The sequence below is a fragment of the Sediminicola arcticus genome (genome assembly GCF_040566695.1).
Taxonomy (GTDB): Bacteria; Bacteroidota; Bacteroidia; order Flavobacteriales; family Flavobacteriaceae; genus Sediminicola; species Sediminicola arcticus.
Map to the genome: position 1 here is coordinate 124,901 of NZ_JBEXAE010000003.1, position 21,289 is coordinate 146,189.

Genomic DNA, 21,289 nt, shown 5'->3' on the forward strand with positions numbered 1-21,289 from the left:
AGATTTAAATCAATTAAAACTTTAGTCTTATAAGTTTAATCAATCTAGTAGCAATTCCATTTTGATATTGCTTCTTTTATAGGGAGTATTGGTTTCAAGATCTATTTCCTTAAACCCATATTTTTTGTAGATATATAGGGCGTTTTCTAGTTTTGTATTGGAGTACAAGAGTATTTTGTCCCAACCTTGTAATTTGGCATAAGCAATGGCATAATCCATTAAACCCTGACCAATTTTTAATCCTTGATATTCCGGATCTACAGCCATTTTACCCAGTTCGTATATCTTTTCATTAATTTTTATAAATGAAAAACATCCAACTATGGAATCTTGGTACTTTGCATAGAAGATATAGCCCCCTTTTTTTATGATTGTCTTTTCGCAGTTTTCTAGAAGCTCGGCATCATGTGGTTCTACATGAAAGTATTTCTCTAACCAGGCTATATTAAGCTCTTTAAAGGATTGTGCATATTTGGGCTCAAATGGTATTATTTCTAGGGACATATAAATATTACATATAAAATGATCGCATAAAATTAAGGTTAAGATTCATTTATTGTGTGTAATAAAAATTTTTTTCCACAAAAAAATCTAAAAGAACAATTGTGACGTATATAGTCCTATACAAACAATCAACTTTTTACATAAAGTAAAATCATCTAAAGAATATTTAATAATTTAATTATGACTGAGACTAAAAACAATAACAGTTTAAAAGTAATCGCAGGATTGCTAGGTATCATTTTATTGGGGACAATTATCTATACCGTAAGTCTATACAAGGACAAGCAAGAGACCACTAAAATAATGTTACAAGAAAAACAATCGGTGGTTGAGGATTTAGAAAGTTTGGAGTCTGAGTACGCAAAGGCTATTATGGAAAGTAATGAAACCAACGAAGAATTGGTTATCGCTAGGGATAAGATTGCTAAATACATTGATTCTGTTAAAACAATGAAAGGTGATATTTCTTCTTTGTACAGATTCAGAAATCAGGTTACTGTCTTAAAGAAAGAAAGAGAGCAATTGATGAAACAAGTTGATTCTCTTACTAGATCTAACAGTAGATTGGCTATGCAGAGAGATAGCACATTTGTAGAGTTGGAAAAACAAACTGTTTTTAATGATTCTTTAGTAGTACAAAATACCCAATTGGCATCTGCTGTAGAAAAAGGTTCTGCACTTAACCTTTCACAATTTTCTGTAGATGCGGTTAAAGAGAGATCTAGTGGTAAAATGGTTTCTACTCAAAGAGCTAGAGGAACTGATAAATTCAAAATCTGTTTCACGGTGGCTAACAATGTAATTGCTCAGGCAGGTGATAGAGAATTTTATATAGAGGTATTAGATCCACAAGGGAATGTATTAGGCGAAAGTTTTTCTAAAACTACTGATAGCGGTGCTTCCGTAACCTATAGCAAAGAAACTAATTTCTACTATGAGAACAAGTCTTTGGATGTTTGTGATTACATCAGCAAGCCAACAGGTGATTTCCAAAAAGGAAATTACATGGTAAACGTTTATGACGGTAAATTAAAATTATTGGGAACTTCTAAGTTCACTTTAAAATAGTAAACACTATCAATAATAAAAAAGGGGCAATCAAAATGATTGCCCCTTTTTTTATACTTCATTTTTTAAATCTATTTCATGGATCCAACCATGTCCTCTGGCTTTACCCAATCATCATAATCCTCAGCTGTGACATAACCCAGGTTTATGGCTTCTTCTTTTAATGTTGTTCCATTTTTATGTGCCGTATTAGCTATTTCAGCAGCTTTGTAATACCCAATTTTGGTATTCAATGCAGTGACTAACATTAACGAATTATTCAATAGTTGTTTAATTACCGCATGATTTGGCTCTATCCCAGTTGCACAATTTTCATCGAAACTAATACAAGCATGACCAAGTAACTCTGCAGATTGAAGAATGTTTGCAGCCATCATAGGTTTAAAAACATTTAGCTCGTAGTGACCTTGTGTGCCTCCTACAGTAATAGCAACATCGTTGCCCATTACTTGTGCACAGACCATGGTAAGCGCTTCACATTGGGTAGGGTTCACCTTGCCAGGCATAATAGAACTACCAGGCTCATTGGCAGGGATTATGATTTCCCCAATCCCAGAACGTGGTCCTGAGGCCATCATTCTAACATCATTAGCTATTTTATTTAAGGCTACAGACAATTGTTTTAAAGCCCCATGGCTTTCCACAATGGCATCATGAGCGGCAAGCGCTTCAAATTTGTTTTCAGCAGTAATAAAGGGTAAACCTGTAAATTTGGCAATATATTGTGCTACCAAGACGTCATAGCCATCGGGAGTGTTTAGTCCCGTACCTACAGCGGTACCACCCAATGCCAATTCACTCAAATGTGGCAGGGTATTTTTTAAGGCTTTCAGGCCATGATCCAATTGGGAAACATATCCAGAAAATTCTTGACCTAAGGTGAGGGGAGTGGCATCCATTAAATGAGTACGGCCAATTTTTACTACATTTTTAAATTCTTGTGCTTTTTTATGAAAAGTATCTCTTAGTTGAATAACACCTGGAATAGTAACTTCAGCAATTTTCTTATAGGCTGCAATATGCATCCCTGTGGGAAAGGTGTCATTGGAAGATTGAGATTTGTTCACGTCGTCATTGGCCTGTATCGTTTTTTCTCCTTCACCAATTTTATTGCCAGCCATTTCATGAGCCCTATTGGCAACAACTTCGTTAACGTTCATATTACTCTGGGTTCCAGATCCAGTCTGCCAAATCACTAATGGAAATTGATCATTATGCTTTCCTTCCAATATTTCATCACATACGGCAGAGATCATATCTCTTTTTTCTTTTGAAAGTACGCCTAGATCGTGATTGGTATAGGCTGCGGCTTTCTTAAGATATGCAAAGCCATAAACGATATCCAAGGGCATGGAAGCCGACGGACCTATTTTAAAATTATTTCGGGAACGCTCGGTTTGTGCGCCCCAATATTTATGAGATGGGACCTTAACCTCTCCCATGGTGTCTTTTTCAATTCTAAAGCTCATTTTAAAGTGGTTTTGTTTCCAACAAAGGTACTGCTTTGCCAATTTATTTCCATTTTTTTTGAATTTGATTTGTAGTATTCATCTATTTCAAAGTATCTTTGTAAACGTTAAAATTTATCACTCATGTTTGAATTCGACCAGTACTTAGGTTTCTTAGCATTTTTAACGATACTTACCATTGGATTTTGGTTAATGATATTTCTATTGACCTTTGTTATACCTTATTGGTTGGGTGGTTCATTGTTGGAATTCTTGAAAGAAAAACGCGATGCGAAAAAGGCGAAACGCGACGAATAAAAAAAGAAGCCTCTTGGCTTTTTTTTTGTTTATATAAATTCGCCAAAATTAATGCTTTGGAGCACCTTGGGTTCCATATTTTTATTGGTATCACTGCATTGGTTCCCATTTTTATAGGGGTAAGAATATTCATTAAAAAATCTAGGCTCATTTAGGTTCTATTTATTCAAATGATATATTTGGTTTCTTCAGTACTTCAATTTCAAAGTAGTCCTGTTCTGAAATTATTCATAAAAAAAGGAAGCCATTTGGCTTCCTTTTTTTATTGTACTGCATGTAAATTATTAGGCTCCCCCTCCGAAATCTCTTTCTTCATCCTCTGGCCCACCATTGCGTCTGCCATTTTGCTTCCCTTTAGGCTGGTTGAAGCGATAGACAAACGAAAGATTAAACTGCCTTTGTCTCCACTGAAACTCACTATCGGATGTGAAGTTAGGAGTCTCTGTAAAAGATATTCTTTTTCTGGAGTTTAATAGATCACTTACATTAAAAGCTAATGTACCTTGGTCTCCCATGATATCTTTACTAATGGCCAAATTCAACGAAAATATACCTTCATTTTTTGTCTGGGCATTCTCACTGGGACCTGAATAAAAGGCATTGGTTTGCCATTCAATTTTGGCCGGGAGGTTGACCTTGGAGCTAAATCTAGCAAACCAACTGGTATTTGTAGCACCATATGATTCTCCTTCAAAAGAGCCTTCTGTAGCAAATTGAAAGAAATTAAAACTCCCATTCAAGCGGAGCCATTTGTTTGGGTTGTAGAGAGCCCCTGCTTCCGCACCAATTCGTTCATTGGTGGACAAGTTAATGGGAATAGTTCGAATGATACCAACTCCATCTTCTGTCAAATCATTTGATCTTTGTACCTGAACCCTTTCAAAGGAATTGGTCTCCTTTTGGTAATAAATGGATGATGTTAAGGTTAATTTATCCCATCTTTTTAAATATCCTAGGTCAAAGGCATTGGCATAGGCTGGGTCCAAGTCTGGATTTCCTTGAAAGATATTGGTTCTACTAGATCTGGATGGAAAAGGATTAATATACCATCCTCTAGGCCTATTGATCCTACGATTATATCCCAAGGTGATATTTTCTCGCTCTGCAATTTCGAAAATTAAGTTTAGAGTCGGAAATAAGCCTAGGTAATTCTTATTAAAATTTACGTCAATATCAGGCCCGAGCAATTCCCGTAATTCTTGTGGATCAAGCCTAGTGTCTACTTGTCCTTTTAATTGGGTGTTTTCTAATCTTAGTCCCGCTAGGAAAGAAAATTTCCCAAATTTATCGCCATATTGGGTATACAGTGCATTTACATTTTCGTTGTAGGTAAAGACATTGGTCAATTCATTTCTTTCAAACACATTTGTATCTAAATTCAATAGATCCAATTGATAATCACTAATAGTTTCTTCGAAATTACCGCGATATCCTACTTCAAATTGGGCATCACCCATGGGTAAGACATAATCAGTTTGGAAAAGGAATTCCTTTTGATTTTCTTTTTCATTGACATTTTCTAAAGCAAGTAAATCATTATTTGGAAAGGTGTTGTTCTCCTGTATCACCGTGAAAATATCTTCTGTATCAAAAGAGTATTGGAGATCTGCAGTTAATTTTTGACCATCATCATCCAATCTGTTGATGTAATTTAGAGCTACCTGGTTGCTTTTGTCCTTTTGACTTTCGTCTTCACTCCTAAAAGTTCTACTTGTTATAGTCGTACCTTCAAAACGTCTACTATCATTTTCCGTAACATCGCTTTCATCTGAAATACGGGCAAAATAACTAGCCGTAAGGGAAGACCTATCCGTGATAAAATATTCTATCCCAATATTCATATTAAATCCAAGGTCTTCCCTTAGGATATTACGGTCTTCTATTATTCGATTAAATTTAGGAGCAATAGTATCATTTTCCCTTTGTCTGTAGGTATTATCAGAAAATCCGCCACCGGGTGGTCGTCTATAACTTAGACCTAATGTATTAAAAATGTTGAATTTATCGGTACGTAGGTTGAGATTGGAACTAATTTGGCTAGCAGCTGGGTACCCAATGTTTGTATTGATAGATCCATTGAAGCCTAATGTTTTTTCCTTTTTAAGGATGATGTTCAGGATACCGGCGGTACCTTCTGCATCATATCGTGCAGATGGGCTAGTAATTACTTCTACTCTATCAATTGCATCTGCGGGAAGTTGACGTAAGGCATCTGTTGAACCAAAGCCTGCCAAGGCAGAAGGGCGACCATTGATTAGAATACGAACATTTTCATTTCCTCTGAGACTTATAGCCCCTTCCACATCTACACTTACAGATGGAACATTGTTTAGTGCGTCGCTAACAGTGGCACCACTAGTGGTAATATCCTTTCCTATATTATAAATTTTCTTATCAAGCCTAACTTCAACGGTGGTTTTCTCACCCACAACTTCTACTGCTTCTAATTGTTCAACATTGATTCCTAACATTACAGTACCAAGATCTCTGGACGAAGTTATATTTTGGTTATCCAAGCGAAAGGTAGTGTAGGATATATATTCTAAACGTATATTATACATACCCGGCTCCGCTTCTACACTAAACTTGCCGTTTATATCTGTAATTCCCCCCGTGACCTTATCGGGATTATTTACGCTTTGTAATATGAGTGTGGCATATTCCATAGGTTCATTATATTCTTTATCTAAAACAGTTCCGGTGATTTTAACAAGCTCAGAAGTGCCTTGTGGCCTTTGGCCGTATATAAAGAAAGAACATAGTATAAGGAATAATGGTATTAGTTTTTTCATAGTGTATTTAATATCTCAATTTTAGTTTTTCTTTTTCTTTTTTCGTTTTGTTTTTTTAATTCCATCTTCCTTAAGACTTAAAAAAGCTTCAAATTTTTCCTCTGGAAGACCTGCCTTCAATTCTGCATCTTGGTTTAGATTTATTTTTTCGTAGGCTTCTTTCATTTTATTAGCCTCCAATTGTAGAATTTGAATTTCTATTCTTTGTTTCATGTATTTTACGAGCGTGGTGCTAACCACGGCCTTTTCAAATTCATTTAATTTCAAAGCCTCTGAAATAGCAGGCATTTGGGATTCTACAATTTCTTCGGCGGTCAATGGTTCTGCTTTCTCAGGTGTTTGTTGAGCCTGTGGAATATTGCTTTGTCTTCTTCCAAATCCGTTGTTTCCATACCCATTGCCATATTGAGCCTGAATTATCGAGGTTGAAAAAAGCAAAATAAGGACTGTAAAAATGTAATTTTTTTTGGTTTCCATATCTTTATTGTTAGGTTAGAGCCCAAAAATACAGGAAGGTTTAGGCCTCCTTGGTTAAATGTATGTTAAATAACATTCAACAAAAATGGCTTAATTAAAAATTGACGTTAAATTTTGTTAAACAATAATAAAAAAATGTTAAACAAAAAAAAGGAATGATTAGAATAGTTCGTTTACCTTTTCTGGAGGTCGCCCAATAATTGCTTTAGCACCTTGTATTACAATGGGTCTTTCTATGAGTTTTGGGTAAGAAATCATAGCATTAATTATATCCTCTTCTGAAAGTAATTTTCCCTTAAATTTTTCTTTCCAAATAGGTTCGTTTTTACGGACTAAATGTTCTGCATTTAGAGATAGGCAATTTAAGACTTCCCTAAGTTCTTCTTTAGTAGGGATATCCTCCAAATATTTTATTACTTCATACTCTTTGCCAGAATCTTTTAATAGTTCCAAGGCTTCCCTAGACTTTTTGCATCTGGGATTATGATAAATTTTGATCATTTTTTAATTTATTACCGTTCAACTTTACTGATTCTGTTTCAGAATGGTCTCATTGATTTTGATTTCCTTACGACCTATTTTTAGGTTATTTAGATTCTTCTTTCTGCCCCATCATCATCAGGAAGGCCTTTAAAAATTGGTTGATCTGACCATCCATTACTGCATCCACATTACCAGTTTCTTCTCCCGTACGTACGTCTTTTACCAGTTTATATGGGTGCATTACGTAATTTCGAATCTGTGAGCCCCATTCTATTTTCATTTTGGATGCTTCAATTTCATTACGAGCGGCTTGTCTTTTACGTAATTCAATTTCATACAATTGAGATTTCAGTAAGCGCATAGCATTTTCCCTATTTTCCAATTGGGATCTGGTTTCGGAGTTATGGACAACAATTCCAGTAGGATGATGGGTTAGAATAGCTTTGGTCTCCACCTTATTAACATTTTGTCCCCCTGCACCTCCTGATCTCGCAAAGGCCCAAGAAATGTCAGCCGGATTGATACCTATTACTATGCTATCATCGGCAAGTGGATAAACATACACCGAAGCAAATGAAGTATGTCTTTTGGCGTTACTGTCAAAAGGGGAAATACGGACCAATCTATGTACTCCATTTTCACCTTTTAACCATCCAAAGGCAAAGTCTCCCTCTATTTCTAGGGTGACCGTCTTTATTCCGGCAACATCCCCTTCTTGATAATTGACTTCTTTAACCTTGTACCTGTTTTTTTCACACCACATTAAATACATTCGCATTAACATAGCGGCCCAATCACAACTTTCTGTACCACCTGCACCAGCAGTAATTTGTATGACAGCACTAAGGTCATCACCTTCATCCGAAAGCATATTCTTAAATTCGAGATTTTCCATAGCATCTACAATCATGTCGTGATGCGTCTGAACCTCTTCTTCAGGAATTGCTCCTTCTTTTTGAAACTCTATAAGAACTTCTAAGTCGGTTAAAAGTGATTTTGCCTCATTAAAATCTTCAACCCATTGTTTTTTGGATTGTATCAATTTCATATGGGCTTGGGCTTTTTGCGGATTGTCCCAAAAATTAGGCTCAAGTGTTTTTTCTTCTTCGTTTTCTATTTCGACAAGCTTTGCATTTATGTCAAAGATAGCTCCTTAACGCACCAAGGCGATCAATGAGACTCTTATAATGGTCTGTAGTTATCATATGCTATAATTTTACCCAAAAATAGGCTTCTTTTTTTTGATTTTGCCGGAAAAAGGAAAGGTTATTTATTGTTGAGACTGCACCTCAACAGAATGCACAGTGTCATTTTTGCCTAGTGCATAAACAATACCTTTTAATGGAGAACAATCGTTATAATCTTTGCCATGGGCAACTTTAATATGGTTGTCACTGACTAACAGATTGTTAGTTGGATCAAAACCTATCCAACCAGCTTCCGGAATGTAACATTCCGCCCAAGCATGCATCTGAGAATCTCCGGAAAAACCAATTCCTTGGTTTAGATAGCCGGAAACATAACGTGTAGGAATACTATTATCTCTGGCTAGGGCGCAGAAAAGATGGGTGAAATCTTGACAGACACCTACCTTATTTTTTAAGACCTCCTCCAATTTGGTATCTACAGTGGTAACTCCCGTTTTGAAATGAATATATAAGTACACCCAATGATTTAGTTGTTGTAAATTTTCAAAGATGCTCTCTTTAGGATCAAATTTAAATATAGAACCGGATGACTTTGGAAGAGAGGTGTAGCTGGTATTCCGCAAATAAGGTTCAAAATCTACCCGAAAGCCTAAGGTTTCTAATTCTTTGTAATTTTCTACTATATTGAAAACAGGAATTTGTTCAAAAGGATTTAGATTTTTCTTTATTAATTTAAAAGAACCCTTGAAGTCGATATGTTTAAAATTTTGTTTTGGAGATACCCTAATGGTTTGGAAACCTAATCCGTTAATAGAATATTCAAATTTGGCATTAAGGGAGTTCTCAAAATCAACCCTTATTAATTTCTGGGTATCATTGGTTTCTGGAACAATTAAGAATTGCCAAGTGGCATCATCTACGAAGTTCTCATAATTGTTTTCTGCCTTATAGGTAACAGTATATTCAAAGGACATTTGGTCGAATTGTAGCCATAAAAGTAAGTCAATGCTTTATTAATTAATAGGTGAAAAATTCATTTTCTATTTTTTTGCTTATTTGGACTAAGCTATTAAGTATATTTTCAATAAAACTTTGAATATCCTCTTCTATTTCTTCTGCAATTTTAAACTCATACTCTCCTTTTATCCTGCTGATTAAAAAAGCAGTCGAATTTTTTTCAGGATTTTTTGATTCGTCAAGCACCTTGATATGTTTATACACCTGATTGATGCTGTTGATTACGGATCGAGGACAGTCTGGATTTAAAATTAAAAATTCCAAAGTGCAAATACTGTTCGGCGTCTTTTTGTAGAATCGCCTCATCATATCGTAGGATTCAACACATTTTAATAATGTTATCCATTCGAAGCTATTACTAATTTTGTCTCCGAAATTTCCTTTGGATTCAACGGCATCATTATACTTTGAATTAATTATTCTAATTACTTGTGTAGCTCTTTCTAGGTTAATACCTAACATAATAATAGCATATACCTCGTCGTGTAAAAGGGTTCCCCTTATCTTACCCCTTAAGATAGCAGTCATCTCCGCAATGTTCATTGTGAAGTCGTACAGTCCCTTTTTTTTGAAATCATCCTTGCAATAATTGACAACAAAATGGTAGAATTTATTTATCGCTTCATATAATTCCGTGGAAATTAAATCTCGGGCACTATTTGCATTTTCTCTAGCGTACTTTACGTTATTTATAATGGAGTAGGGCATATCTGAGTTTAGCCCAATATTGTAAAGAACCTCTTCTTCATTCAACACCACTGATCTATCATGAATCGGCTCACCTACGAAGAACATCATAGAGCGCAGAACAAATTGTCTGGATTGAGAAAACTCATTTGGTGCGTCCAAGGAGGAGAAATAATTTACATTTAAATATCTGGCCAAATGTTCAGCGCGTTCAATATAACGTCCCATCCAGAAAAGATTATTGGCAACTCTTGCTAACATATAGTTCTTTTATTTTTTTAATACCCAAGTATCTTTAGACCCCCCCCCTTGTGAAGAATTTACAATTAGATTTCCTTTCTTAAGGGCAACTCTTGATAACCCGCCTTTAAGCACAAATTCTTTTTTGTTGCCTAATAATGTAAATGTCCTGAGATCTACATGTCGCTGTTCAAAAGACTCATTATCATCAATATAGGTAGGATGAACAGAAAGAGACATAATGGGTTGCGCGATATATTTTCTTGGATGCTCCTTAATTTGTTCCTGTACTACTTTTATTTCCTCTCTGGTAAGTCTATTACCAATGGATATTCCATAGCCACCAGCTTCATCTACTGGCTTTACTACTAGTTCATGGATGTGTTCCAATACATATTTTAGTTCATCAGGTCTACTACAATGATACGTATGTACATTATTTAATATGGGTTCTTCATCTAAATAATATTTAATGATCTGTGGCATATAGGTGTATACGGCTTTGTCATCTGCGACCCCGGTTCCAGGAGCATTTGCCAAACAAACATTACCTTTTATATAAGCTGCGAAAAGTCCTGGGACCCCTAGAGATGAATCAGGTCTAAATTCTAGCGGATCTAAAAATTGGTCATCTACCCTTCTGTAGATTACATCTACTTTGATGGGTCCACGAATGGTCTTCATATAAACAAAATCATTTTCTACAAATAGATCCCTACCTTCTACCAATTCCACACCCATGGCTTTAGCTAGATAGGAATGTTCATAAAAGGCTGAATTATACATGCCAGGTGTAATCACCACGCAGTTGGGAACATCTACTCCTTTAGGTTTCACACTCTCTAGTATATCAAGGAGGTTTTCGGCATAATTGGTAACAGTATGTGCCTTGTAGTGATTAAATACCCCAAAAAGTGCTCTTTTGAGGGCCGTGCGATTACAAATCACATAGCTTACGCCAGAGGGGCACCTAATATTGTCTTCCAAGACGTAATATTGCCCATCGGAATGTTTTATAATATCGGTGCCAGATATATGATTGTAAACACCTCCAGGAGGATCTACCCCAATCATTTGGTGCAGGTAATTAGCAGAAGAACTAATAAGATCTAAAGGGACAATACCGTCTTTGATGATTTTTTTATCATGGTAGATATCCCATAAAAATAAATTTAAAGCTTTGCTTCTTTGAATTGCACCTCGTTCAATTATATCCCATTCATCCGGATCTATAATTCTTGGAAAAAGGTCAAAAGGAAAAATTTTCTCTTTGGTGTCATGATCTCCGTAAACCTGAAATGTAATACCTTGGTTAAAGAAAGATGCCTTGGCCTTATTGTTCAATTGTACATAATCCAAAATAGAGTGGTCTCCATAAAGATCAAACAGTGTTTTATATACATTTTTGGTAGCACCCTGGACATCAAAAACCTCATCGAAGAGTTCAGGATTGTTAATATAAGAAGAGAAAATGGGTTTAATATTCGAGCTCATATGCCAAAATTTTATTTAATATACTCCATTTTAGTCAATTGAATAAAAAAATATATAGGAATACCCTGAGAATTATTTTATAGTTAAAAAGAAGGTGATAATTTTATTAATTACGAGATATCAATATAAAAATACCATGAGGTCATAATGTTTGAACCATTTTACATAAATTTAGAATTTCAAATTTTATCATATGAAATACCTATTTAAGTTTTTTGTTGCCTTTCTTATGGCAACAACCATTTTATCTGCACAATTTTCCGAAAAAAGCAAAAACTTCAAGAAGTTTACAGGACTTTTTACCTTTTACTATGATCAAGGAAATGATAAGGTATTCATGGAAGTGCCGGTTTTGAACAAAGAATTCCTTTATGTCTATTCCCTTAGCAGTGGAATAGGGAGTAATGATTTGGGCTTGGACCGAGGTCAATTGGGAAATGAGCAAGTTGTTTACTTTAAAAGGGCAGGGAACAAGCTACTTTTGGTGCAGCCCAATCTAAAATATAGAGCAATAACAGAAAATGCTTTAGAGAAAAAATCCATTGAACAAGCATTTGCTAAATCCATTTTGTTTGGGTTTAAAATTGAAGAGGAAAAAGAGGGTCGTTTTATTATTGATATGTCCGATTTTTTAATGCAGGATGTTCATGGAGTGGCTTTAACTTTAAAAGAGAAAAAGCAAGGGAATTATAGTTTGGACAAAACTAAAAGCGCCATAGATTTGGAGCGAACCAAAGCGTTTCCAAAAAATGTTGAAATGGATATTATTTTAACATTTACTGGAGTAGCAGAGGAAAAAGCGAAGCTTTTAGATGGAGTGGCCCCAAATACAAAAATAGTGACGGTTTCCCAGCATCATTCATTTATAGAATTACCAGACGATGGGTATAGAAAAAGGGAATTTGATCCAAGAAGTGGTTCCTATCCTTTTTCATATTATGATTATGCTACTCCAGTTCAAGAACCTATTCTAAAACAATTCGTTACTCGACATAGATTGGTGAAAAAGGATCCTTCAGCGGCTATGAGTGAGGCTGTGGAACCTATCATCTATTATTTAGATAATGGTACACCCGAGCCGGTCAGATCTGCTTTATTGGATGGCGGAAGATGGTGGAACCAAGCTTTTGAGGCCATTGGATTTAAAGACGCATTTCAATTAAAAATGTTGCCGGATGATGCAGATCCTTTGGATGTGCGTTATAATGTAATACAGTGGGTACATAGGTCTACAAGAGGATGGAGTTATGGAAGTAGCATAACAGATCCTAGAACAGGTGAAATTATGAAAGGGCATGTTAGTTTAGGAAGTTTGCGTATTAGGCAAGATTTCTTAATTGCCCAAGCCTTGATGAACAAGCCTTTTGCAGAACGTGACGATAATTATCAAGAACTTTTGGATTTGTCCTTGGCTAGAATTAGGCAACTATCAGCCCATGAAATTGGACACACCATTGGTTTTGCACATAATTTTGCAGCGAGTACCAATGAAAGAGCTTCAGTAATGGATTATCCACACCCCCAGTTTTCTGTCAAAAATGGGAAAATAGATTTTTCCAATGCCTATGCTAATGGGATAGGATTGTGGGATAAGGTTACCGTAGCCTATTCCTATACCCAATTACCAGACGTTACTGATGAAAGAAAGGCTTTAAATGCTATTTTGTCAGCAGCACAAAATAATGGCTTGCGCTACATTTCTGACTCTGATGCAAGACCAGAAGGCGGTGCCCATGTATTAGGGCATTTGTGGGACAACGGGAAAACAGCAAGCGGTGAACTTATGGATATGTTAGAAGTTAGAAAAGTGGCTATTTCCAATTTTTCAATAGATAATATTAGAGAGTACGAACCTAATTCTGTTCTAGAGGATGTTTTTGTACCCTTGTATTTCTTCCATAGATATCAAACAGAAGCTGTATCGAAAGTTATAGGTGGGTTGGATTATAATTATGCAATTAAGGGAGATGGGCAATTAACGGTAAAAACGGTAGATCGGAAGCTACAAGAAATTGCGCTGAAGGAAATTATTAAAACGTTAGATGCCCAAGTTATCGCAATTCCTAGGGATAAATTGTCTTTATTTCCTCCAAGGGCTATTGGCTATAGTAGGACTAGGGAATCCTTTAAAGGGAAAACAGGGGTCTCCTTTGATGCTATATCGGCACCAGAGACTGCATCAGATATGACTTTAGGACTATTATTACATCCCGAACGTGCCTCTAGACTTATTCAACAGAAAAGTTTAGATCCATCTAATTTGGGGCTTAAAGAGGTATTGGATGCCTTATTGAAGGGAACCCTATATTATAGCCCAAAGGATACTTATGAAAATGAAGTACAACAATCTATCAATTTTAGAGTATTGTTCCATATTATGAATTTAGCTGCACACGATAAGGTGCACCCACAGGTGAATGCCATAGCAAGTAATACATTAATGGATATCAAATCAGAATTGGTATCTAAATCAAAAGATGCTATTCGCAAGGAAATGGTTCGCAGGATCGATAATTTCTATAATCATCCAGAACAGTTTAAAGTAATCCCTAGTCCTACTATCCCTGATGGTTCGCCTATAGGTATGGATTGTTTAGAATACACAAATTAAAATTACAGTTATATTTTGGAAATAAATTTGATAAGTGACACGGTTACAAAACCTACACCGGGAATGTTGGACGCAATGATGTCCGCAAAAGTAGGAGATGATGTATTTAAAGCAGATCCGTCTGTAAACGCCTTGGAAGAAAAGATTGCGGCCATGTTTGGAATGGAAGCTGCCCTTTATTTTCCAAGTGGCACTATGACCAACCAAGCGGCCATTAAGTTACATACACAGCCAGCAGAGCAGTTGATTTGTGATAAATATGCCCATGTTTATAATTATGAAGGTGGAGGCATTAGCTTTAACAGTGGTGTGTCTTGCAAGTTGGTAGATGGTCATAGGGGTATGATGACGGCCGCCCAAGTGGAGGCCTCCATTAATCCTCCAGATTTTTATCATAGTCCATCAACTTCTTTGGTTTGTGTTGAGAATACCACCAATAAAGGTGGAGGTGCTTGTTGGGATTTTGAAGAATTGCAGAAGATTAGAAAAGTTTGTGATACCCATAGTCTTGCCTACCATTTGGATGGTGCTAGATTATGGAATGCTTTAGTTGCAAAAAATGAAAATCCTAAACAATATGGGCAACTATTCGATACCATTAGTGTTTGCCTCAGTAAGGGGTTGGGATGTCCTGTTGGCTCTGTTTTGGTAGGTGATGCAGCGCTTATTCATAAGGCAATTCGCGTACGAAAAGTTTTGGGCGGCGGAATGAGACAAGCCGGATTCTTAGCTGCCGCAGGTATTTACGCACTAGATCATCAGTTGGAGCGTTTATCAGAAGACCACAAAAAAGCAGATGAAATTGGTCTATTGCTCAACCAATTGAGGTTTATAAAAAAGGTGGAGCCCATTGAAACCAATATAATAATTTTTGAGATTGATGAAGCCATCATGAGTGCTGAAACGTTTGTACAAAAGCTAAAGGATAGAAATGCACATTTAATAGGGATGGGACAAGGAAAATTGCGCATCGTAACCCATTTGGATTATTCCGATGATCAACATACTGAGTTTCTGAAGATTCTAAATAATTTATAACTCTGGCATATTGGAGATGGTATCGAAATAGGTTTTTAAATTTTTGATACCATTTTCCATTCCGGCTTCGGAACTATATAACTGACTATTGCCGATTAGTTGGCCTTCCTTGTTTTTTAATTGGAATATAAATTTGCCACTATTATCCGTCTTTCGTTCAAAAACGTTGCTTTCATTGATGGACTCTTGTAATTCTGTTACAGATTTTCTAATATCCTTTATATTTGGAAAATCTACACTTTCTAAAATTGTATTCCCAGTGGCAGTATTCACTCTAAATCGATAGGTGTCTTTATTGTGTTTTTTAATCTCTATCATATAGAATTTGGCTTTTCCCTAAAAATAGTAAACTTTGAGCAGTCTTCTTTTATTTAAAACCAAATAACTTGAAATAAAATAGTACTCAAAAAACAGATAAACTCTCTGAAGTCTATAATTTATATTCTTTCATCAAGGCCCTAAAAGAAGAAGTGTTGCTATTAATGTTATAGCCAGAAAGTTTATTAAGTGCTTCAGAATAAGGCTTTAATAGGATACAAAAAGCAGGTATTCTTTTTTTGGCAACATGGAGAATAATCTTCTATTAAGGTTCCTAGTGTTTTTATGATAAATTAGTAGTTCATGAGGTATCTCTAAAAAAAAGTTCTAACTCCTAGAAAGAATAATAAACTCTGAAGGCTCAAAAAATATTTGCTTTGGTATAGTGTATCGATGATAGTACCAATCTTTACTTGCGAAGTAGACAGATATGTTCCTTTTTACAATTTACTAAGTGCTGTCATAATTGCTTAGCCAATGTCATTTGCCCAACAAAGCTGAGTATTTTTGGCTCACATAAGAATTTGCATTATAGATAAAAAATAATAAAATTCAGTAATGTTTACTGATTAGCAAATCGTCATACCTATTTAAGAAAAGCATCCATTCCAGGGATATTGGGCATGCCTTCTTTCGCAACAGCTGCAAGTTCTGCCTCATTTACTTCGGTGGCCCTTTCTATGGCCTTGTTCAATGTAAGAATAAGGTAGTCTTCTAATTGTTCCTTATCTGCCAGTAAGCTTTCGTCAATCTGGATGGCCTTAATTTTTCTGTTGGCGGTAATGGTTACTTTTAAAAGGTTATCCGATGATTTCTCTTCCACTGAGACGTGGTTTAACCTCTCTTTAGTAGCCTTTACTTTTTCCTGGGTTTCTTTTAATTTCCCCATCATTCCCATTAAATCTCCAAACATATTTTCTTTTTTTTTTATTAGTATTCAAAATTACTAAACTGTTCGGACAAACATGATTTTTATGAGACTCTTGGTAAAAAAGGAATTAGTTTTTTTATTAAGTATTAGCTTTGCAGCTTATTGTGAAAATAATAGAAAACAAATGATAGATATAAAAGCACCTATAGCAAAAAAAATACCAGCGAAACTGGTAAAACATGATGACATTAGGATAGATAACTATTATTGGTTGAACGATAGGGAGAACCCTGAGGTGATTACCTACTTGGAACAGGAAAATGCCTATTACCAAGAGCAAACCGCGCATACAAAGAAATTTCAAGCTACTCTTTTTGAGGAAATGAAATCACGCATAAAAGAAGATGATTCGTCGGTTCCGTATAAGCAAAATGGATACTGGTATTTTACCAGATATGAAACGGCCAGGGATTATCCTATATATTCAAGACGTAAAGGAAAAGAGGATGCCCCCGAAGAAATTATGTTCGACTGTAACCTTTTGGCAGAAGGGAATGATTATTTTAGTTTGGGTGGGTTGGCCATTAGCACCGATAATAACCTAGCTGTGTTTGGTGTGGACACCGTTTCAAGAAGACAGTATCTCCTAAAGGTTAAAAATTTAACAACTGGGGATGTATATCCAGATAAGATTGAAAATACAACAGGTGGCGCTGTTTGGGCTAACGACAACAAAACTTTTTTTTATGCCAAGAAAGATCCGGTCACCCTTCGTTCAGATAAAATTTATAGACATGTGCTCGGAACTTCCGCACAAAATGACGTTTTGGTCTTTCATGAAGATGACGAAACTTTCAATACCTATGTTTATAAATCAAAATCTAAGAAATACATCATCATTGGTTCCTCAAGCACACTAACTTCAGAATATCAGTTTCTGGAGGCTGACAACCCGTCCGCTGAATTTAAAATATTTTCACCAAGGCAAAGAGGGCTGGAGTATTCCATAGCACATTATGGCACCTATTTTTACGTAATGACCAATAAAGATGGGGCCACCAATTTCAAGTTGATGAAGGTGGACGAGGAGAATACGTTATCAAAAAATTGGAAAGAATTTATTCCCCACAGGGATCGTGTACTACTGGAAGATGTAGATATTTTTAAGGACTACTATGTATTATCGGAACGTGAAAACGGACTTAATAAATTAAAGATTATTAGATGGGACAATAGCGAAAGCTACTATCTGCCATTTGATAATGAAACCTACACCGCATATGTAAGTACCAATCCAGATTTTGATACGGAAGTTTTAAGATACGGGTATAATGCACTTACCACTCCTAGTTCTATCATTGACTTTAATATGAGAACAAAGGAGAAAGTGATAAAAAAGGAACAAGAAGTACTTGGAGGTAAATTCAATAAGGATAATTACAGGTCCAAAAGAGTATGGGCCAAAGCCCAAGATGGGGTTAAAATTCCTATTTCTATGGTATACCATAAGGACACCAAATTAGATGGCACTAGCCCTTTGTTACAATACGCTTACGCTTCCTATGGATATACTTTAGATCCTTATTTTTCGACGGTAAGATTAAGCCTTTTAGATAGGGGATTCATTTATACCATTGTGCACGCTAGGGGTGGGGAGTATTTAGGTAGGAAATGGTATGAAGACGGAAAATTATTGAAGAAAAAAAATACATTTACAGATTTTATAGATGCTTCTAAATTTTTAATAGACAATAAATACACGAGTAGTAAACATCTCTATGCTGAAGGTGGATCAGCAGGAGGTTTGCTTATGGGAGCTATAGTAAATATGGCACCAGAACTATATAACGGTGTTATTGCAGCAGTACCCTTTGTGGATGTGGTTACTACGATGTTAGATGAATCCATACCCTTAACTACGGGAGAGTATGATGAATGGGGTAACCCTAATGAAAAGGAATATTATGAGTACATCAAATCGTATTCCCCATATGATAATGTTACCACCCATGATTACCCTAATATGTATGTAATTACAGGGTTACATGATTCCCAAGTGCAATATTGGGAACCTGCCAAGTGGGTGGCCAAGCTTAGAACACATAAAACTGATACTAATATTTTATTATTCGATATTAATATGGATGCCGGACATGGTGGGGCTTCAGGTAGGTTTGAGTCCCTTAAAGAGGTAGCCAAAGAATATACCTTTTTGCTAGATTTAGAGGGCAAAATGGGTTAATCTAAAAAAAATAATTAATTTTGTAATTGGAATTTTGTTAATCTTGTAACTTTTAGACTAATAGATTCCCTTAGACGACCTATATGGAACATAAGATAAACGCTTACAATAACGTCCTAGAACTCATAGGAAACACCCCTCTAGTTAAACTCAACAAAATTGCATCAGGGCTTACAGGTAACTTCTACGCAAAGGTAGAGGCCTTTAATCCCGGACATTCTTCAAAGGACAGAATTGCAGCCTATATCATTGAAGAAGCTGAAAGAAAGGGTATCCTGACAAAGGACAGTACCATTATTGAAACAACATCAGGCAATACTGGCTTTAGTATTGCTATGGTAAGTATTATTAAAGGCTATGAATGCATTTTGGCTGTTAGCTCCAAGTCGTCAAAAGATAAAATAGATATGTTACGCTCTATGGGTGCAAAGGTATATGTGTGTCCTGCCCATGTAAGTGCAGACGATCCAAGATCTTACTATGAAGTGGCAAAGCGACTTCATAGCGAGGTAAAGGGTTCCATTTACTTAAATCAATATTTTAATGATTTAAACGCTGAGGCCCACTATCGCAGTACGGGTCCTGAGATTTGGAATCAGACCAATGGGAATATTACACATTTAGTGGCGTGCAGTGGAACTGGTGGAACAATATCAGGTACAGCAAAATATTTAAAAGAAAAAAATCCAACTATTAGAATAATAGGAGTTGACGCCTTTGGTTCTGTTTTGAAAAAATACCACGAGACCAAAGAATTTGATTCCAATGAAATATACCCATACAGAATTGAAGGTTTGGGTAAAAATTTAATTCCTTCAGCAACTAATTTTGATATTATAGACGAATTCATCAAGGTAACTGACGAGGAAAGTGCACATACTGCTAGGGAGGTATCAAGGACAGAAGGGATGTTTGTAGGGTATACCAGCGGAGCCGTAATGCAAGCAGTAAAGCAGTTGGACGAAAAAGGGGAATTTGGAAAGGATAGTAATGTTGTAGTCATATTTCCTGATCATGGTTCTAGGTATATGAGCAAAATTTATAGTGACCAATGGATGGAGGATCAAGGATTCTTTGATAGTAAACATGAATCCGAGCCTCAAGAAATCCAATACATAAAATAAGTAGCATTTTATGGTTATAAAAAAAGCAATGACTTGAGTTGTCATTGCTTTTTTTTATTTATACCTGAAAATAATTTATGAATCCTTATTAAAAATCAATACTTTTGCTATCTAAACTAAGCAGTCTAAATGAGAGACTTATTTGATAGAATAATAGAGAATAAGGGACCACTAGGAAAGTGGGCTTCCCAAGCAGAGGGATATTTTGTCTTTCCAAAATTAGAAGGACCTATTTCCAATAGAATGAAATTTCAAGGTAAAGAAGTGATTACTTGGAGTATCAATGATTACTTAGGTCTTGCAAACAGGCCTGAAGTAAAAAAGGTAGATGGTGAAACAGCAGCGGAATATGGTGCAGCTTTTCCTATGGGTGCAAGAATGATGAGTGGTCATACAGATTTTCATGAGCAATTGGAGCAAGAATTAGCTGCTTTTGTGAACAAGCAATCTGCTTATTTACTAAATTTCGGATATCAGGGCATTTTGTCAACTATTGACGCTTTGGTTTCTAAAGACGATATCATTGTATACGATGTGGATGCGCATGCTTGTATTATAGATGGGGTGAGGCTGCACATGGGTAAACGATTTACGTTTATGCATAATGACATTGAAAGTCTTGAGAAGAACTTGGATCGTGCTACAAAAATGGCAGAACAGACCGGGGGAGGTATTTTAGTTATCTCTGAAGGTGTATTTGGCATGCGCGGGGAACAAGGGAAACTTAAAGAAATTGTTGCCCTTAAGAAAAAATATAATTTCAGATTTTTAGTGGATGATGCCCACGGATTCGGAACTTTGGGTGCTACTGGCGCAGGTGCAGGTGAGGAGCAAGGAATACAGGATGGGATAGATGTCTATTTCGCTACTTTTGCTAAATCAATGGCTGGTATAGGAGCATTCTTGGCTGCAGATAAAGAGATCATCGATTACTTAAAATACAATCTTCGTTCACAGATGTTCGCAAAATCTTTGCCAATGATCTATGTGAAGGGAGCGTTGAAACGTTTGGATATGTTACGTACTATGCCGGAGCTTAAAGCTAAGCTTTGGGAAAACGTGAATGCACTTCAAAATGGTCTTAAAGAAAGAGGTTTTGATATAGGGACCACAACCAGTTGTGTGACCCCCGTTTATTTAAACGGTAGTATCCCTGAAGCCATGGCCTTGGTAAAGGATCTAAGGGAAAACTATAGCATTTTCTGTTCTATAGTTGTATATCCTGTCATTCCAAAAGGATTAATCTTATTGAGAATGATCCCAACGGCAACACATACAATAGAAGATATAAATGAGACTTTAGAAGCCTTTTCTGAGATTCGCGCGAGATTGGAGAATGGCACCTATAAAAGGCTATCAGCTGCAGTTGCAGCAGCAATGGGCGAATAACCGAAAGCTTGAGATATAAA

General features: G+C 36.1%; 18 protein-coding genes. 7 read left to right on the plus strand and 11 right to left on the minus strand.

Annotated elements, in window-relative coordinates; translation table 11 throughout:
- Nucleotides 1–39: 39 nt before the first annotated feature.
- Complete coding sequence (locus ABXZ36_RS07225; protein WP_354614835.1) at nt 40–504, minus strand: GNAT family N-acetyltransferase; 465 nt, start codon at nt 502–504, stop codon at nt 40–42.
- Nucleotides 505–684: 180 nt separating this feature from the next.
- Between ABXZ36_RS07225 and ABXZ36_RS07230 the strand changes: the two genes are divergently transcribed.
- On the plus strand, nt 685–1,572 hold the full coding sequence (locus ABXZ36_RS07230; RefSeq protein WP_354614836.1) for a DUF8428 domain-containing protein: 888 nt from the start codon (nt 685–687) through the stop codon (nt 1,570–1,572).
- A gap of 71 nt (nt 1,573–1,643) precedes the next feature.
- Here ABXZ36_RS07230 and fumC read toward each other — a convergent pair whose 3' ends face one another.
- Nucleotides 1,644–3,041, minus strand: coding sequence for a class II fumarate hydratase (fumC, locus tag ABXZ36_RS07235; RefSeq protein WP_354614837.1), 1,398 nt, complete (start codon nt 3,039–3,041; stop codon nt 1,644–1,646).
- A 123-nt stretch (nt 3,042–3,164) separates the two neighbouring features.
- Here fumC and ABXZ36_RS07240 point away from each other — a divergent pair, with 123 nt between their 5' ends.
- Nucleotides 3,165–3,338 (plus strand): hypothetical protein, encoded by a 174-nt coding sequence (locus ABXZ36_RS07240; protein WP_354614838.1) that lies wholly within the window; start codon nt 3,165–3,167, stop codon nt 3,336–3,338.
- Nucleotides 3,339–3,622: 284 nt separating this feature from the next.
- Here ABXZ36_RS07240 and ABXZ36_RS07245 read toward each other — a convergent pair whose 3' ends face one another.
- The 7 genes from ABXZ36_RS07245 to ABXZ36_RS07275 all read right to left on the minus strand — a co-directional run bounded on the left by ABXZ36_RS07245 (nt 3,623) and on the right by ABXZ36_RS07275 (nt 11,676).
- Nucleotides 3,623–6,130, minus strand: coding sequence for a TonB-dependent receptor (locus ABXZ36_RS07245; protein WP_354614839.1), 2,508 nt, complete (start codon nt 6,128–6,130; stop codon nt 3,623–3,625).
- Between the two features lie 21 nt (nt 6,131–6,151).
- On the minus strand, nt 6,152–6,607 hold the full coding sequence (locus ABXZ36_RS07250; RefSeq protein WP_354614840.1) for a hypothetical protein: 456 nt from the start codon (nt 6,605–6,607) through the stop codon (nt 6,152–6,154).
- A 159-nt stretch (nt 6,608–6,766) separates the two neighbouring features.
- Nucleotides 6,767–7,108 carry an arsenate reductase (glutaredoxin) gene (arsC, locus tag ABXZ36_RS07255; RefSeq protein WP_354614841.1) on the minus strand — a complete coding sequence of 114 codons (342 nt, stop codon included), beginning with the start codon at nt 7,106–7,108 and terminating at the stop codon, nt 6,767–6,769.
- An 85-nt stretch (nt 7,109–7,193) separates the two neighbouring features.
- Nucleotides 7,194–8,295 (minus strand): peptide chain release factor 2 gene (gene prfB / locus ABXZ36_RS07260; protein WP_354614842.1). Its coding sequence is split into 2 segments (ribosomal slippage): nt 7,194–8,231 and nt 8,233–8,295, totalling 1,101 coding nucleotides; the frame shifts between segments, so codons are not numbered across the junction.
- Between the two features lie 65 nt (nt 8,296–8,360).
- The gene (locus ABXZ36_RS07265; RefSeq protein ID WP_354614843.1) at nt 8,361–9,212 is read right to left on the minus strand and encodes a transglutaminase-like domain-containing protein; all 852 of its coding nucleotides are present in this window, start codon (nt 9,210–9,212) and stop codon (nt 8,361–8,363) included.
- A 43-nt stretch (nt 9,213–9,255) separates the two neighbouring features.
- Entirely contained in the window at nt 9,256–10,203 is a 948-nt protein-coding gene (locus ABXZ36_RS07270) for an alpha-E domain-containing protein (protein ID WP_354614844.1), read from the minus strand.
- A 9-nt stretch (nt 10,204–10,212) separates the two neighbouring features.
- A complete protein-coding gene (locus tag ABXZ36_RS07275; RefSeq protein ID WP_354614845.1) occupies nt 10,213–11,676 on the minus strand; it encodes a circularly permuted type 2 ATP-grasp protein in 1,464 nt (487 codons plus the stop codon).
- A 193-nt stretch (nt 11,677–11,869) separates the two neighbouring features.
- Between ABXZ36_RS07275 and ABXZ36_RS07280 the strand changes: the two genes are divergently transcribed.
- Both ABXZ36_RS07280 and ABXZ36_RS07285 read left to right on the plus strand, forming a co-directional pair.
- Nucleotides 11,870–14,287: a zinc-dependent metalloprotease gene (locus tag ABXZ36_RS07280; protein WP_354614846.1), complete on the plus strand. Its 2,418-nt coding sequence runs from the start codon at nt 11,870–11,872 to the stop codon at nt 14,285–14,287.
- Nucleotides 14,288–14,302: 15 nt separating this feature from the next.
- Complete coding sequence (locus ABXZ36_RS07285) at nt 14,303–15,325, plus strand: threonine aldolase family protein (protein ID WP_354614847.1); 1,023 nt, start codon at nt 14,303–14,305, stop codon at nt 15,323–15,325.
- Here ABXZ36_RS07285 and ABXZ36_RS07290 read toward each other — a convergent pair.
- Both ABXZ36_RS07290 and ABXZ36_RS07295 read right to left on the minus strand, forming a co-directional pair.
- Entirely contained in the window at nt 15,320–15,643 is a 324-nt protein-coding gene (locus tag ABXZ36_RS07290) for a YegP family protein (protein WP_354614848.1), read from the minus strand. The genes ABXZ36_RS07285 and ABXZ36_RS07290 overlap by 6 nt on opposite strands.
- Nucleotides 15,644–16,229: 586 nt before the next feature.
- A complete protein-coding gene (locus tag ABXZ36_RS07295) occupies nt 16,230–16,556 on the minus strand; it encodes a YbaB/EbfC family nucleoid-associated protein (protein WP_354614849.1) in 327 nt (108 codons plus the stop codon).
- A gap of 61 nt (nt 16,557–16,617) precedes the next feature.
- On the opposite strand from ABXZ36_RS07295, the gene ABXZ36_RS07300 reads away from it, so the two are divergent.
- From ABXZ36_RS07300 to capB, 3 genes are all read left to right on the plus strand, one after another.
- Nucleotides 16,618–18,756: a S9 family peptidase gene (locus ABXZ36_RS07300; protein ID WP_354614850.1), complete on the plus strand. Its 2,139-nt coding sequence runs from the start codon at nt 16,618–16,620 to the stop codon at nt 18,754–18,756.
- An 83-nt stretch (nt 18,757–18,839) separates the two neighbouring features.
- Entirely contained in the window at nt 18,840–19,880 is a 1,041-nt protein-coding gene (gene capA, locus ABXZ36_RS07305; RefSeq protein WP_354614851.1) for a cysteate synthase, read from the plus strand.
- 129 nt (nt 19,881–20,009) lie between these two features.
- Nucleotides 20,010–21,269: a cysteate-C-fatty acyltransferase gene (capB, locus tag ABXZ36_RS07310; protein ID WP_354614852.1), complete on the plus strand. Its 1,260-nt coding sequence runs from the start codon at nt 20,010–20,012 to the stop codon at nt 21,267–21,269.
- Nucleotides 21,270–21,289 lie beyond the last annotated feature (20 nt).